Origin of the sequence: Methylobacterium aerolatum (assembly GCF_022179085.1) — a bacterium.
Taxonomy (GTDB): domain Bacteria; phylum Pseudomonadota; class Alphaproteobacteria; order Rhizobiales; family Beijerinckiaceae; genus Methylobacterium; species Methylobacterium aerolatum.
Genome location: NZ_BPQE01000004.1, coordinates 1 through 14920, shown reverse-complemented (window position 1 = coordinate 14920; position 14920 = coordinate 1). Strand labels below are relative to the sequence as shown.

General features: G+C 69.3%; 13 protein-coding genes and 1 pseudogene. 5 read left to right on the top strand and 9 right to left on the bottom strand.

Going from position 1 to position 14920, the window contains the following annotated elements; genetic code table 11:
* Positions 1 to 32: 32 nt before the first annotated feature.
* Positions 33 to 1160 (bottom strand): polyamine ABC transporter substrate-binding protein, encoded by a 1128-nt coding sequence (locus MFF06_RS02535; RefSeq protein ID WP_238201440.1) that lies wholly within the window; start codon positions 1158 to 1160, stop codon positions 33 to 35.
* Between the two features lie 2 nt (positions 1161 to 1162).
* Complete coding sequence (locus MFF06_RS02530; RefSeq protein ID WP_238201439.1) at positions 1163 to 1519, bottom strand: RidA family protein; 357 nt, start codon at positions 1517 to 1519, stop codon at positions 1163 to 1165.
* A gap of 229 nt (positions 1520 to 1748) precedes the next feature.
* Between MFF06_RS02530 and MFF06_RS02525 the strand changes: the two genes are divergently transcribed.
* Positions 1749 to 2012: a GlsB/YeaQ/YmgE family stress response membrane protein gene (locus MFF06_RS02525; protein WP_238201438.1), complete on the top strand. Its 264-nt coding sequence runs from the start codon at positions 1749 to 1751 to the stop codon at positions 2010 to 2012.
* Between the two features lie 164 nt (positions 2013 to 2176).
* Here the strand turns inward: MFF06_RS02525 and MFF06_RS02520 are convergent, their stop codons facing one another.
* From MFF06_RS02520 to rpsO, 3 genes are all read right to left on the bottom strand, one after another.
* Positions 2177 to 2398, bottom strand: a complete 222-nt coding sequence (locus tag MFF06_RS02520; RefSeq protein ID WP_238201437.1) for a YgaP-like transmembrane domain — start codon at positions 2396 to 2398, stop codon at positions 2177 to 2179.
* A 239-nt stretch (positions 2399 to 2637) separates the two neighbouring features.
* On the bottom strand, positions 2638 to 4866 hold the full coding sequence (gene pnp, locus MFF06_RS02515) for a polyribonucleotide nucleotidyltransferase (protein WP_238201436.1): 2229 nt from the start codon (positions 4864 to 4866) through the stop codon (positions 2638 to 2640).
* A gap of 224 nt (positions 4867 to 5090) precedes the next feature.
* On the bottom strand, positions 5091 to 5360 hold the full coding sequence (gene rpsO / locus MFF06_RS02510) for a 30S ribosomal protein S15 (protein WP_238201435.1): 270 nt from the start codon (positions 5358 to 5360) through the stop codon (positions 5091 to 5093).
* A gap of 312 nt (positions 5361 to 5672) precedes the next feature.
* Here rpsO and MFF06_RS02505 point away from each other — a divergent pair, with 312 nt between their 5' ends.
* The gene (locus MFF06_RS02505; protein ID WP_238201434.1) at positions 5673 to 7052 is read left to right on the top strand and encodes an amino acid permease; all 1380 of its coding nucleotides are present in this window, start codon (positions 5673 to 5675) and stop codon (positions 7050 to 7052) included.
* 141 nt (positions 7053 to 7193) lie between these two features.
* Here MFF06_RS02505 and MFF06_RS02500 read toward each other — a convergent pair whose 3' ends face one another.
* Positions 7194 to 8366, bottom strand: a complete 1173-nt coding sequence (locus MFF06_RS02500) for a flagellin N-terminal helical domain-containing protein (RefSeq protein ID WP_238201433.1) — start codon at positions 8364 to 8366, stop codon at positions 7194 to 7196.
* Between the two features lie 233 nt (positions 8367 to 8599).
* On the opposite strand from MFF06_RS02500, the gene MFF06_RS02495 reads away from it, so the two are divergent.
* Complete coding sequence (locus MFF06_RS02495) at positions 8600 to 9004, top strand: flagellar biosynthesis repressor FlbT (RefSeq protein ID WP_238201432.1); 405 nt, start codon at positions 8600 to 8602, stop codon at positions 9002 to 9004.
* Between the two features lie 9 nt (positions 9005 to 9013).
* On the opposite strand, the gene MFF06_RS02490 is transcribed toward MFF06_RS02495, so the two are convergent.
* Positions 9014 to 9868 carry a formyltransferase family protein gene (locus MFF06_RS02490; RefSeq protein WP_238201431.1) on the bottom strand — a complete coding sequence of 285 codons (855 nt, stop codon included), beginning with the start codon at positions 9866 to 9868 and terminating at the stop codon, positions 9014 to 9016.
* On the bottom strand, positions 9865 to 10623 hold the full coding sequence (locus MFF06_RS02485; RefSeq protein ID WP_238201430.1) for an SDR family NAD(P)-dependent oxidoreductase: 759 nt from the start codon (positions 10621 to 10623) through the stop codon (positions 9865 to 9867). Before MFF06_RS02485 ends, MFF06_RS02490 begins: the two co-directional genes overlap by 4 nt.
* A gap of 246 nt (positions 10624 to 10869) precedes the next feature.
* On the opposite strand from MFF06_RS02485, the gene MFF06_RS02480 reads away from it, so the two are divergent.
* Positions 10870 to 12855, top strand: coding sequence for a capsule polysaccharide biogenesis protein (locus MFF06_RS02480; RefSeq protein ID WP_238201429.1), 1986 nt, complete (start codon positions 10870 to 10872; stop codon positions 12853 to 12855).
* A 110-nt stretch (positions 12856 to 12965) separates the two neighbouring features.
* On the opposite strand, the gene MFF06_RS02475 is transcribed toward MFF06_RS02480, so the two are convergent.
* Positions 12966 to 14357 (bottom strand): capsule polysaccharide biogenesis protein, encoded by a 1392-nt coding sequence (locus MFF06_RS02475; RefSeq protein WP_238201428.1) that lies wholly within the window; start codon positions 14355 to 14357, stop codon positions 12966 to 12968.
* Positions 14358 to 14710: 353 nt separating this feature from the next.
* Here MFF06_RS02475 and MFF06_RS02470 point away from each other — a divergent pair.
* A pseudogene (locus MFF06_RS02470) lies at positions 14711 to 14920 on the top strand (polysaccharide biosynthesis/export family protein); the annotation flags it as partial.

The window sequence follows — 14920 nt, the reverse complement described above, 5'->3', positions numbered from 1 at the left end:
GACGCTCGCGATGACGGGGAGGAGCGGGGACGCTATCGCCCCGTCCGTACCCGGGTCCACAGCCTCGTGACGAAGCGTTGGGTGCGGTCGTCCCAGGCCGTGTTGACCGAGAGGCGCTGCATCGTCGCCTCGTCGGGGTAGATGCCGGGATTGTTGAGGATCTCCGGCTTCACGAGGGCCTTCGCGGCGAGGTTGCCGCTGGCATACGACACGAAGTTCGAGTTGGCCGCCGCCACGTCCGGCCGCATCATGTAGTCGAGGAAGGCCAGGGCCTCTTCGGGGTGCGGGGCATCCTTCGGAATGGCGAAGGAATCGAACCACATCAGCGCGCCCTCACGGGGCACGACGTAGGCGATCTCGACCCGGTTGCCCGCCTCGTCGGCGCGCTTCTTCGCCTGGAGCACGTCGCCCGAGTAGCCCACGGCGAGGCAGATGTCGCCGTTGGCGAGTGCCTGGATGTATTCCGACGAGTGGAACTTCCGCACATTGCCGCGGACCTTGTAGAGCGCGTCGGTGACGAGGGTCATGTCGTCCCAGCGCTTCGAATCCGCCTTCGCGCCGAAGAACGGCAGCATGCTCGGGATCAGGTCCTCGGGGCTGTCGAGCATCATGATCCCGCACTCCTTCAGCTTGGCCGCCGAGGAGGGGTTGAGGACGGTGCCCCAGGAGTTGATCACCGCGTTGGGGCCGAGCTTCTCCTTCACCTGCGCGACGTTGTAGCCGATGCCGGTGGTGCCCCACATGTAGTCGATGGCGTAGAGGTTGCCGGGATCGTAACCGGCGAGCCGGTTCATGATGTCCGGCCAGAGGTTGGGAAGGTTCTTCAGCTTCGCCTTGTCCAGGGGCCGGAAGGCCCCGGCCCGGATGAGGCGCTGGAGATAGGGACCGGAGGGCACGACGATGTCGTAGCCCGAGCGCCCGGCGAGCAGGCGCGTCTCCAGGATCTCGTTGTTGTCGTAGGTGTCGTAGACGACCTTGATGCCCGTCTCCCGGGTGAAGGCATCGAGCACCTGCGGGTCGATATAGTCCGACCAGTTGTAGATGTTCACGACCTTCTCGTTCGCCGTGCGGGCTGGCCCGGCGAAGAGGGCGATGCCGAACGCGGCGGCGAGGCACGCGGCGACGGCGAACCGCCCGAAACCCGGGAGACGGCGCGCCATGCTCAGGCGGCCTTGACGGCGGTCACGACGATCTCGACGAGATATTCCGGCGCCGCGAGCTTGGCCTCGACGGTGGCGCGGGTCGGCGGGTTCTCCTTCGAGACCCAGGCGTCCCAGGCGGCGTTCATCTCGGCGAACTGGGCGATGTCGGCGAGGTAGATCGTCGTGGTGAGGAGATGCTCCTTGTCGCTGCCGGCGGCGGCCAGCAGCCGGTCGATCTGATCGAGGATGTTCTGCGTCTGGGCGGTGACACCCGCGCCCACCGGCGCCTCCGCCACCTGGCCCGCGAGGTAGACCATGTCGCCGTTCACCACGGCCTGGGACATCCGCGCCCCCGGCTCGATCCGCTTGATCGCCATTCGTCGTCTCCGCCTCATCCTGTCCGATCCGGCGGGGGTGCCTCGCCTGCGCGAGCCCGCCGGGCGGCGTATCTGCCGCCCCTCACCCTTTGCCGTAAAGATCGCCGGACGGCACCAGTGTCGCAGACCGGAACCGGCAAAAAAATTGGCGCCGGATCGTCGTGCCGGAGCAACCCGTTCGAAAACCCAAACGTTCAGAGGGCGTCAGCGGCCTCATGCGGGGAGAGACATGGGCATTCTCTGGACGATCATCATCGGATTCCTGGCGGGCGTCATCGCCAAGTTCATTATGCCCGGCCCGAACGAGCCTGCGGGCTTCATTCTGACGACGATCCTCGGCATCGTCGGCGCCTTCGTGGCCACCTTCGTCGGTCAGGCCATCGGCTGGTATGGGCCGAATCAGGGAGCAGGGTTCATCGGGGCCATCGTCGGCGCCGTGATCGTGCTCTTCATCTACGGCTTCGTCGCCAGCCGCCGTACCACCACTTACTGAGTCGCGTAAGGTGACGGAAAAGGGGCGCTCCGGCGCCCCTTTTTCTTTGCGACACCAGGATCCCAAAGGACCGAGTCCTTTGGTGGGGTCCAAGGGCAAGGCCCCTGGCAAAGCAGGGCTCCGCCCTGCACCCGCCAGAGGGCTCGCCCTCCGGACACCCGGACCTAGAGCGAGTTGGCGGCCGACTTGACCATGCAGTGGCCCGTGGCGCCGCGCATGGCGAGGCCGACGCCCACCACCAGCGCCGCGAGGCTCAGCCACTTGTTCGGCCGGGGCTGCGCCGCCGCCGCGGCGATGCCGAGCCCCAGCGCCACCGAGACCGCCCGCTCCGTCGTCGTCAGGTTCGGCTCGCCGCTGAAAATGTCGTGGATCATGTCGTTGGCCATGAGGGCTCCTTGAAATCCGATCGCACGGCGAACGCCGGGGGCGAGGGGGCGTTCCCGCGATCACGCCCTTCGCACCATTGCGAGCGCGAGCCGAAGCAAGCCAGGGAGTCACCGCGTCCTGAAACGTCCCGCTGCCCTCGATTGCTTCGCTTTGCTCGCAATGACGAAGACAAAAAAGAAGCGCGGCCCCGGGGGGACCGCGCTTCTCGCGTCACGTCAAAGCGTGGAGGGGAGGGCGATTACTCGCCCGCCTCGCGGCGGCGCTCGCCGCGGTGGCGGCCACCCTCGCGGCCCTCGCGCGGCTCACGGGGCTCGTCGCCCCGCTCGGCCCGCTCGGCGTCGCGCTGCGCCTTGATCTTGTCGGAGATGTCCTCGCCGGTCTGCTGATCGACGACCTTCATCGACAGGCGGATCTTGCCCCGGTCGTCCTGGCCGAGGAATTTCACCTTCACCTTGTCGCCTTCCTTCACCACGTCAGTGACCTTGGCGACGCGGTTCGCGGCGAGTTCGGAGATGTGGACGAGACCGTCCTTGGCGCCGAAGAAGTTCACGAAGGCGCCGAACTCCATGCACTTCACGATCGTGCCGTCGTAGATCACGCCGACCTCCGGCTCCGCCACGATGGAGCGGATCCAGTTGTAGGCGGCCTTGATTGCCTTGCCGTCGGCCGAGGCGATCTTCACCGTGCCCGAGTCGTCGATGTTGATCTTGGCGCCGGTCTTCTCGACGATCTCGCGGATCACCTTGCCGCCGGTGCCGATCACGTCGCGGATCTTGTCCGTCGGGATCTGCATGGTCTCGATGCGCGGCGCGTACTCGCCGAGCTCGGGGCGGGCGTCGGTGAGGGCCTTGGCCATCTCGCCGAGGATGTGGGCACGCCCGTCCCGCGCCTGGTCGAGGGCGACCCGCATGATCTCCTCGGTGATGCCGGCGATCTTGATGTCCATCTGGAGCGAGGTCACGCCCTCGTCCGTGCCGGCCACCTTGAAGTCCATGTCGCCGAGGTGGTCCTCGTCGCCGAGGATGTCGGAGAGGACCGCAAAGCGCTCACCCTCGAGGATGAGGCCCATGGCGATGCCCGCCACCGGACGGCGCAGCGGCACGCCGGCATCCATCAGCGACAGCGAGCCGCCGCAGACCGAGGCCATCGAAGACGAACCGTTGGACTCCGTGATCTCGGACACGACGCGGATCGTGTACGGGAACTCGTGGGCCGGCGGCAGCACCGGACGGATCGCCCGCCACGCCAGCTTGCCGTGGCCGATCTCGCGGCGGCCCGGGGAGCCCATGCGGCCCGTCTCACCCACTGAATAGGGAGGGAAGTTGTAGTGCAGCAGGAAGCGCTCCTTGTAGGTGCCTTCCAGCGCGTCGATGAACTGCTCGTCCTCGCCGGTGCCGAGCGTCGCGACCACGAGGGCCTGGGTCTCGCCGCGGGTGAATAGCGAGGAGCCGTGGGCGCGGGGCAGCACGCCGACCTCGGAGAGGATCGGGCGCACGGTCTTCACGTCGCGGCCGTCGATGCGCGAGCCGGTGTCGAGGATGTTCCAGCGGACCACCTTCGACTGGGCCTCCTTGAAGGCGGCCTTGACCTTCTCGGCCGGGAACTTCTCCGCACCCTCGGCGCAGAGGGCGGCCATGACCTTGGCCTTCACCTCGTCGACGGCAGCGTAGCGCTCCTGCTTCACGGTCTTGGTGTAAGCGGCGCGGAGTTCCGCCTCGCAGACATCCAGGACCGCCTTCTCGACGTCGGCGTTCTCGGGGGCCTGGAAGTCGCGCGGCTCCTTGGCGGCCTTCTCGGCGAGGCGGATGATGGCCTCGATCACCGGCTGGAAGTGCTTGTGGCCGAACATCACGGCGCCGAGCATCACGTCTTCCGAGAGCTCCTTGGCCTCGGACTCGACCATCAGCACGGCGTCCTGGGTGCCGGCGACGACGAGGTCGAGGGAGGACTCTTCCTTGGTCTCGGTGACGAGCGGGTTCAGCTTGTAGCCGCCGTTGATGTAGCCGACGCGGGCCGCGCCGATCGGGCCCATGAAGGGCACGCCGGAGAGGGTGAGGGCGGCCGAGGCCGCGACCATGGCGACGATGTCCGGATCGTTCTCGAGGTCGTGGGTCAGCACGGTGACCGTGACCTGGGTGTCGTTGCGCCAGCCCTCGACGAAGAGGGGGCGGATCGGCCGGTCGATGAGGCGGGAGACCAGGGTCTCCTTCTCGGAGGGGCGGCCCTCGCGCTTGAAGTAGCCGCCGGGGATGCGGCCGGCGGCGTAGGCGCGCTCTTGGTAGTTCACGGTGAGGGGGAGGAAGTCGATGCCGGCCTTCGGCTCCTTGGCACCCACGACGCAGGCGAGGACCGAGGTCTCGCCGTAGGTCGCGACCACCGCGCCGTCCGCCTGCCGGGCCACCTTGCCCGTCTCCAGGACGAGCTTGCGGTCGCCCCACATCAGCTCTTCGCGTTGCACGTCGAACATCTTGTCTATCCTTGCCATCATACGGCGGGCCTCAAGCCCGGCGCGGCGGGGGCAAGACGGCGGGGTGCTTCCGATGGGAAAGCGCCCGGCGATCCTGCCCCGATCTCACGCCTCGAGGCGGCCCGTTGCGGCCTGCCCGGGCCCCATGCCCGGACGAGCCAAAGTCGGAGTGGCGAAAGTCGAACGCGGCCCCGGAGCCCGGAACCGCGTGACGTCGCCTGAGATCAGCGGCGGATGCCGAGCTTCTCGATGAGCGCCCGGTAGCGGGCCTCGTCCTTGCGCTTCAGGTAATCCAGAAGCGAACGGCGCTGGGAGACCAGCTTCAGGAGGCCACGGCGGGAATGGTTGTCCTTGCTGTGGGTCTTGAAGTGGCCGGTCAGGTTGGCGATCCGCTCGGAGAGGATGGCCACCTGCACCTCGGGGGAGCCGGTGTCCTTCGGGTCCTTGCGGTGGGTCTTGATGAGCGCGGTCTTGCGCTCTGCCGTGATCGACATCGCGTGCCTTTCGGGTCTTCGAGTACGATGGGGCGTCCGTGACGGGCGCCGATGCTCACGGAACGGCCTGTGCCGGGATGTCGTCCAGCACGGTCTGCCGCAAGCGGTTCAAGCCCCGCCCGGCAACCGGGTCGAGGCGGGGGGATCCATACACGAATCGGGGGAGGATGCCAGCCCCGGCGGGTTTCGGAGACACGGGGGCCTCGCCGCACCAGTCGGGCCGGGGCGTCGACCCCCATGGTATGCGGGGATCGCCCGACCCGAAGCGGCCCGCAACTTGCCCGTCGCCCACCCCGCGCACAGTGAGGCATCATGCCGAGCACCGACTCCCCCGCCGCGCCCGATCCCGCCCTCGCCCGGGCGCTCACCGCGCCGGGGCTCGTCTGCATCGGGCTCGGGGCCACGATCGGCGCGGGCATCTTCGTGCTCACCGGGACCGCCGCGGCGCATTACGCCGGGCCGGCCCTCGTCCTGTCCTTCGTGATCGGCGGCCTCGTCAGCGGGCTGGTCGGCCTGTGCTACGCGGAGCTGGCGGCGATGATCCCGCAGGCCGGCTCCACCTACGCCTACACCCGCGTCAGCCTCGGCCTCCTGCCCGCATGGCTGATCGGCTGGGATCTCGTGCTCGAATTCGCGCTGGCCGCCGCGACGGTGGCCGTGGGCTGGTCGGGCTACGCGCGCTCGCTCATGGCGGATGTCGGCCTGCACCTGCCGCCCGCGCTCTGCGCCGGGCCGGGGGAGGGCGGGGTGGTGGATCTGCCCGCCGTCGGCATCGTGCTGGTGCTCACCGCGCTGCTCACGCGCGGGGTGCGCGAGGCGTCGTGGATCAACGGCGCCCTGGTGGCCCTGAAGGTCGCGATCATCCTCGCCTTCGTCGGCCTCGGCGCGGCCTTCGTCTCCCCGGCCCTGTGGCAGCCCTTCGTGCCGCCGAACACGGGCGAGTTCGGACATTTCGGCACGAGCGGGGTCCTGCGCGGCGCGGCGGTGGTGTTCTTCGCCTATATCGGGTTCGAGACCGTCTCCACGGCGGCGGGGGAGTGCCGGGACCCGCAGGCGGACGCGCCCACCGGCCTGATCGGCTCCCTCCTCCTCAGCACCCTGCTCTACGTGGCGGTGGCCGCCGTCCTGACGGGGCTTGTCGCCTACCGCGACCTCGACGTGCCCGACCCCATCGCCAAGGCGGTCGACGTCATCGGCTATCCCGGCCTGTCCCTGTTCGTGAAGCTCGGCGCCCTCCTCGGACTCACCACCTCGACCCTCACCGCCCTCTACGGCCAGGGCCGGATCTTCTACGCGATGGCCCGCGACCGGCTGCTGCCGGGGGCCTTCGCGCGGGTGGACCGCCGCACCCGCGTCCCCGCCGCGAGCCAGTGGATGATCGGCCTCTGCACCGCCGCCGTGGCGGGGCTGGTGCCCATCGACGTGCTGGGCGAACTGGTGAGCATCGGCACCCTGCTGGCCTTCGGCCTCGTCTGCGCCAGCGTGCCGATCCTGCGCCGCCGCCGCCCCGACCTGCCCCGCCCCTTCCGGGTGCCGGCGGCGGATGTGGTCGCCGGCCTCGGGCTGGCGGCCTGCGCCGTGCTGATGGCCTCCCTGCCGCCGGAGACCTGGATCCGCCTCGCCCTCTGGCTGGGCTTGGGGCTGGCGATCTATGCCGGCTACGGTCGCGCGCGCGCGCGGGCAAACCCCTAAGAGCCTCTCACAAAACTCCCGCTGCGCCGCCGAGGCCAGAGGGAGAACTCCCGGTGATCGGGAGTTTTGTGAGGAGCTCTCAAACGCGAACGGCCGGGGTTCGCACCCCGGCCGTTCGTCTCACGATGCTGGAGCTGAGGCTTAGCGCAGCAGCTGCAGGATGCCCTGCTGGGCCTGGTTGGCCAGCGAGAGGGCGGAGATGCCGAGGGACTGGCGGGTCGAGAGGGCCTGGGAGTTGGCCGCCTCGGCGTTCAGGTCCGCGGAGGTCAGGTTCGACGAACCCGTGTCGAGGATGTTGATCAGGTTCTTGCTGAAGTCTTGACGGTTCTGCACCACCGAGAGGTTCGAACCGAAGGTCGAAGCCGCCGAGCGGAGGGTGCTGGACGCCTTCGAGATGCTGTTCAGGGTGGTGTTGATATCGGCATTGAGCAGGAAGTTGCCCGTGCCGGTGGTGCCGGCGGTGATCGCATTGAGCTTGAGGCCGCTCGACGTCGTGTCGGTCGCCGTCACCGTCAGGTTCGAGTTACCATTCGGGTTGAAGTTGATCTTCAGGTTGTTGTTGTCGCCGGCGCCGGCGATCAGGTTCGTGCCGTTGAAGCTCGCATCCTGGGCCAGCTGATCGATCTGCGTGAGCAAGCTATTGTATTGGTCTGCGAGAGACTTGCGGGCCGACACGCCGTTAACGGCGAGATCGCCACTCTGCCCGACAGTGGTATTGGCAGTTCCGTAGTCCGGGCCAGTGCCAGTACCTGCGGCAAAGCCCAGCTTTGTCTGATCACCGGCGGTTTTGAACTCGATGTCGGCCGCGGCGTTCATTACGATTTTCTTGCCGTCCGTGCTCTTGGAGAAGCTACCGGCACCGACAGCCGTATTGAGCTTGCCGATGGCGACATCAATCGTGTCGTTCGCGGCGATCGGGACGTTTTTGGCCGTTCCGTTGACATAGAGATCAACCGCGCCGGCTGACGCGGGAACGTACTCGTTTGTCGCCGTGCCAGTCGTGGTGATCTGCGTCGACAGCGCTTGGTTGGCGACCGACTTCGCGGAATCGACCAGCTTCTGGATCGACGTGATGCCCTGGTTGGCGGCCTGGATGGCCTGGACGCCGTTGGAGATGCCGTCGAGCAGGCTGGAGAGGTCGCCCGACCGCTGGTTCAGGGACTGCGAGGTGAAGAAGTTGATGGGGTTGTCGAGGGCCGAGGAGACCTTGAGGCCGGTCGACAGCCGGTTCTGCGTCGTGGCGGTGAGCGAAGCCGTGTCCTGCAGCGAGAGCAGGTTCTGACGGGTCGCTGCGGTGAGGTTGACGCCGGACATTGTAGACAATCCATTTTTTGGAGAGGGACACCGCTTGTGCGGTTTCTCCAGAAATCACACCTCACCTTGCTAAACAGTGAAATCGATCTGCGGAATTGAACTGCATCCGACGGAAGTTCAAAGTCGAGCGCAGCTTGTTGACCGGTGGTTAACAAATACTGCGCAAGCGTCTCACCTCACGCTCGCGTGGCCATCCGCGCAGCATCCAACGCCCCGCGCCGGAGCCACGGACCATGAGCCTCAGCATCACCCTCAAGCCGGGCGAACTCTTCGTCATCAACGGCACGCTGATCCGCAACGGGGGGAAGGCCGCGAAGCTGACCATCGAAACCCAGTGCCGTATGTTGCGGGAGACCGAGATCATTCGCGAGGACGAGGTCGATACGCCCTGCAAGCAGGTCTGGATGACCCTCCAGCTCATCCACCTGTCCGAGCCGTCGGCGGAAACGCAGGCGTTGCTCCTGTCACAGATCGCCGAGATCGCGGCCATGATGCCGAGCGCGGCCCCCTACGTGGCGGCGATCCTTGCCGCATTGGACGAGTCGCACACCCACAAGGCGCTCAAGGAGGTCAAGCGGCTGGTGCAGCACGAGCGCGAGCTGGCGGAGCAGGCGCCTGTCCAGGCCGGAGCCGCCTGAGGTCTCGGCCTACCTCAGCGAGAGCCGCGCCGCCGCCTTCAGATCCGCCGCATCGGTGAGCCGCAGGCCCCGGCGCTTGAGATCGGCGAGCATCGTCCGGTCGGGGAAGGGGCAGTAGGGCAGGGGCGCCGCCGGGCGGCCCTCGGGGAGCGCCCCGGTCTCGGCCACCGTATCGAGGAGCCGGTCGAGCATCGTCCGCCCGTGCCGGTGGAGGTGGATCGCGGCCCGGGTCGCGGTGACGTCGGCGGGGAGGGGCACCGCCTCCTGATCGAGGATGTTGCCGGCATCGATCGCCGCCGCGAGGCGGTGGAGGGTCATGCCGAAGGCGCCGGGCCCGTCCGCGAGCGCATGGATCGTCGGCACCGGCCCCCGGTGCCGGGGCAGCAGGCCGGGATGACCGTTGACCCCGCCGAGCCGGGCCAGCGCGATGGTCTCGGGGCGCAGGATTTGGTCGAAATGGTAGGTGAGGATCAGGTCCGGCGCCGCCTCGCGCAGGGTCCCGGCAAAATCTGGGCCGTTCACGTCGTCGATGGACACCGCCGGGATGCCGAGGCGCCCGCACAGGGTCTTCAGCGGCGTCGCCTCCGGCACGTCGGCACTGCCGGCGGCCGACTGCACGAGCGGGGCCAGCGGGCGCAGCAGGTCCGGCAGGCCGAAATTCACCGCGAGGTAGGGCAGGATCCCGGTGCCCGAGCGGGCGAGGTGGCGGCGCAGCTGCCCCGTCAGCCCGCCCGTCGCGGGCCGCTCGGCGTTGGAGAGGCCGACGAGGACGATCTCGTCCGCCCGGTCGGCCACGAGCCGCCGCACGGTCCGGGCATTGGGCAAGGCTTCGAGGACGAGGAGGGCGATCCGCAAGGCGCTCACCGCTGGTTGAACTTGAAGGCGGAGAGGCTGAGCCGCCGCACCCATTCGGGCAGCAGCAGCACGCCGCGGGCGAGGGCGGCCAGCGCCCAGGGGAAGGCCACAACGTCCCGGTCCCGGGCGAGGCCGCGGGCGATGATCGCCGCCGCGCGGTCGGCGCTCATCTCCAGGGGGCGCCAGCCCTTCAGTTCGCCGCCCATGGGCGTGCGCACGTAGCCCGGCGTCACCACGCTGATCCGCACGCCGAGGGGATGGACCTTCTGCCGGAGGGCGAGGCCGTGGGCCACCAGCGCCGCCTTGGCGCCGCTATAGGCCGGCGCGTCGGCGAGCGGCGCGTAGGCGGCGAGGGAGGACATCAGCGCGATCTGCCCGCGCCCGCGCGCGAGCATCAGGTCGAGCACGGGCAGCAGCACGTTGAGGGAACCGGTGTAGTTGATGTCGGCGGTCTCGAAGGCGGTCTCCTGCGTCTCCACCCGGCCTTCCCGGCCGCCGCCGTTGACGGCGGCGTTGACCACCACGAGGTCCAGGGGCGCTCGGGCGTCGGCGTCGTGCAGCAGCGCGCGGATCGCCGCCCGGTCGCGGGTATCCGCCTGGATGCTCTCGACCTCCGCGCCCTTCGTCCGGCACGCCTGCGCGACCGCCTCCAGGCGTTCCGCGTTCCGGGCCAGCAGCAGCAGCCGGGTGCCTGGGGCGGCAGAGTGCCGGGCGAGGGCGGCGCCGATACCGCTCGACGCGCCGGTGATGAGGATCGTCGTCATCGTGTCTCCGCGGCGGGCCGCTCCCTCGTCGGCGCCGCGCTTGACGCTGTCCCGGCGATATGAAAGGGCCCGCCTTCGAGGTTTGCATCACCTCAGAGGTTTCACCGGCCTCGTAATGTGTTGCCGGGCCGCGACGCAAACCGGCGCGCCGCGAAAAGCTTTCGTTTTTTCGCACGCCGTCCCCCGGAGCCGCTTCCCGCGGCGGCCGGAAGCGCTCTAACAGCTTCGGAGATGGATGACACTCGGATGGACGGTGGCAAGCTCAAGCGCCTGTGGCCACGGACACTCTCGGAGATCGAGATGCCCGATGGACGCTCGGCGCGCCGGCTTGCGAGCGAGCCCGTGTCCAGGCGGGTCGGCCATGCCGACCGGTGGGACGAGGGTTTCCTGCGCCTGTCCGGAGCGCGCACCAAGCGCCCCCTGAGCTCGATCGTCGACGGCCTCGGCATCTACTACGACGCCACCGCCGCCAGCGAACTGGAGACGATGCTCCAGGAAGGCGGCTGGGAAAGCGGGGAGATCCTGGCGCGTGCCGACGCCGGCATCCGCCTGCTGCGCGACGCGCGACTCAGCCTCGACAACGACCCCCGGCGAGCCGATCTGGGCCAGATTCTCGGACGGGGCGGGCGCGCCCCGGGGCGGCGCCCCCTCGTCGTCATCGTCGACCAGGAGCCCAAGGATCCAACGATCGCCTTCGGCCTCGCCAGCGCCAAGGCCTTCACCGACATGCTCGCCGTCGCCGCCGCCGAACACCCGGAGGCCGAGCGCGTCGTCATCCTCGATCCGGCGGCGAAGGCGGGGGCGCGGGGCCATCTCGACGAGGCCGCGATCCGCGCCGCGGGCGCCCAGGCCGTGACCCGGCCGGTGGAGGCATGGTCGGCGGTCGAGGCGGCGGACCACGTCTTCGCCGTGACGAGTCATCTCGGCTTCGAGGCGGCGCTGGCCGGGCGCCCTGTCACCTGCTTCGGCGTGCCCTTCTACGCGGGCTGGGGCTTCACCGACGACCGCCTCACGCCCATCCGGCGGACCCGCACCCGCACGCCGGCGGACGTCTTCGCGGCGGTCTACCTCATCTGCTCGCGCTACTGCGAGCCCTACGGCAACGAGCCCTGCCGCTTCGAGGAGGCCGCGACCATCCTCCGGCTGATCGTGGAGGAGCAGCGGGCCAACGCCCTGAAGACCCTCTGCGTCGGGTTCTCGTCCTGGAAGCGGCGTTGGCTGACCCAGGCCCTCTCGGTCCCCGGCCTCGCCCCCGTGATCGCCAAGCCGCAGCACGCGCCGACGCCCGCCGAGATCGCCCGCTACGACCGCGTGGTCGCCTGGGCGAGCCGGGCGCCGGCCTCCCTCGCCGGGGCCTGCCGCGCGGCGGGCGTTCCGCTGTTGCGCATGGAGGACGGGTTCATCCGCTCCATCGGGCTGGGCGTCGCCCTGCGGCCGGGCGCTTCCCACGTCGTGGACGCCACGGGCATCTACTACGACGCCAGCGGGCCGAGCGACCTCGAGACGATGCTGGAGGCCGGGGGCTTCTCGGAGGACGTGCTGGAGCGGGCCCGGCGCCTGCGCAATGCCATCGTCGAGGCGGGCCTGAGCAAGTACAATGTCGGCGCTGCGCCGATGCCGCCGATGCCCCGTCCGGGCCGGGTGGTGCTGGTGGCGGGCCAAGTGGAGAACGACGCGTCCATCCGGCTCTGCGGCGCCACGGTGGCGGGGAACGAGGGGCTACTGCGCAAGGCCCGCGAACGCCATCCCGACGCGGTGATCGCCTTCAAGCCGCATCCCGACGTGGAGGCGGGCCTGAGGCCGGGCCGGGTGCCGCCCGAGGTCCTGTCGCGGCTGGCCGACGTGGTCCTGCGGGACGTCGCCGCCGCCGACGCGCTGGCCGCCGCCGACCATGTGGAGACGATCTCGTCGCTGATCGGGTTCGAGGCCCTGCTGCGGGGCAAGACCGTGACGACCCATGGGCTGCCCTTCTACGCGGGCTGGGGCCTCACCGAGAGCCCGTCCTGCCCGCGCCGCACCCGCCGCGTGAGCCTCGACGAGTTGGCCGCCGCCGCGCTCATCGTCTACCCGCACTATGTCGATCCGCGCTCCGGCTTGCCCTGCCCGCCGGAGGTGATCACGCTCCGCCTGTCCGAGGGCGACGCCTCCCTGGCGCGGCGCGAGCCGACGGCCGAGGCGGCCCTGAAGCAGATCTGGTCGCTCGCCTCCCGCTACCTGTTCCAGCGCAAGTAGGGGGATCTCAAAGGACAAGTCCTTTGGTGGGGTCCAGGGGCAAAGCCCCTGGGTCTTCGCGGAGCGCTGCCTCGCACCCGCCAGAGGGCTCACCCTCCGGACACCCCGATTCAGACGTTCTGGAAGCCCAGGCCGTGCTCCGGCATCTCGGCCGGGAGCGGCGTGCCCCGGCGGGCGGCGCGGGAGCGCATCTCCAGCCACGCGCCCTCGGTGAGATCGAGGCGGGAGGCGGTGGCCTGCACGGCCGCCGCGAGGCCCTCCTTGGCGTAGTAGACACCGCGGATCTGGATGTGGGCGACGATGGCCCGCACGAAGGCGTGCCACAGCTCCTGCCGGGGCGGCTTCGCCTCGGTCCAGAACCGGTCGAGCTTGCCCTGGAAGGTCAGGCCCTCGATGTCGTAGACCGCCGTCCCGAGGGTGATGGTGGGCACCGCCACGCGCATCGACCACAAGCCCACGGTGCTGTTGACGGTGATGCAGCCCTTCGAGGCTTCGAGCATCACGGCGAGGTTGCCGCCGTCCACGAACTCGACCCGGCCCGACACGCCGTGCTTGGCCGCCGAGCGGCGGACGATGCGCGCCCAATTGCGCATGCCCGGATCCAGGGGATGGGCCTTGATCAGCAGGCGCGACTCCGCCGGCGCGTACTTGGCGAAGGAGGCGACCACGGTGTGGATCGGCGCCTTGAAGTCGAAGAACGGCGAATAGGCCCTGAGCTGGAAGTCGTTCTCCATCTGCAGGGGCAGGACGTAGTAATGCGCGCCCTCGGCCTTCAGCTCGGCGACGCGGCGATCCACGCCCGGCGTCGTGAACTTCGCCTTCAGGATGTGCAGGCCGGTGCCGAGATAGACGAGCGCCGTGTGGTAGAGCTGGTGCGACCGGTAGAACGGGTACAGGAACCACAGCCAGTTGCTGATCAGGTGGTAGGCGACGTCCCAGACGACCTGCTGCTTGAAGCTGTCGGTGTATTTCGGGGTCAGGTCCGGCTCGGGCAGGTCGGCGGCCAGCGCCATCACCGCCTCGGGGTCGCGGGGGAAGCAGCTGTCGCCCGACATGCCGTCCCGCTCCAGGGTGATCCAGTCCGGCCGGAGATACCCGAAATCGGTCACGGTCACGTTCAGGCCGCGGGCCTTGGCCGCCGCGATCGCCACCTTGTGGTAGAAGCGCTGCTCGCCGAGCAGCATCAGGTCCGTCACGCCCTCGCGGTCGATCAGGTCGGTGATGAAGGCGGGCCAATCCTGCTGGCGGCCACGGAAGTTCACCGCGCCGGGCCGGCGCCAGAACAGCCAGTCGCCGAAGCACAGGTTCACCCGCAGGCAGCGGTGGCCCCGCGCCTCCAGGGCGTCGGCGGTCTGGGCGAAGTAGGGCGTGATGGGCCCCTGCAGGAACAGGAAGACCTGCCGGCCGGGTTGCCGGTGGGCGGGCTTGCCCGCCTTGGCCGGGGCCGCGTGGTCTACGATGCCCGTGGATTTGGTGCTGGGTCCGGTCGAAAATCCGGTCATGGGTCCGCCGGTGAGCCTCGTCCCCCGCCTGCCGCCGATGGCATCACGGGCGAACTCGGAGGCTACAGGGCCGTCGGGCGGGATCAAGGACATTCAAGCAACACTTTCCGATCGCGCAGGCCGGAATGCGGCCGACGTACCGGCGGGCCGGTGCTCGCCGCGTTTCATGCCAGGCTTTCTGGCTCCGCAAACGCGGCAGCATCATGTCGCAGGATCGGCCGAACCGGGACGGCGGGGTCGCGCGGATCAAATCCTCGAACCGCCCTCATTTCACCGTTAAGCTGATGGCAGTTATCGAGACTGTTTATGGGGGTCCCGGGTCCCCGGCCGGACTTGGTACATCGGAACACGTGATGATGCGTTTGGGCTCCTTCGCCGCCTCCGCGGCCTGCATCGCCGCTGCGGCGCTGTCGGGCTGCACGGCTCTGCCTGCGGCGGGACCGACGGCCTCGGCGATCGAGGCGGGCTCGACCGTGCCGCAGGCCGACGGGGCGCTGCTGGCCCGCTACGAGATCATCGACGTCACCCCGGCGATCGTGGAAGCCCTGCGCGGCCGCCCGCTG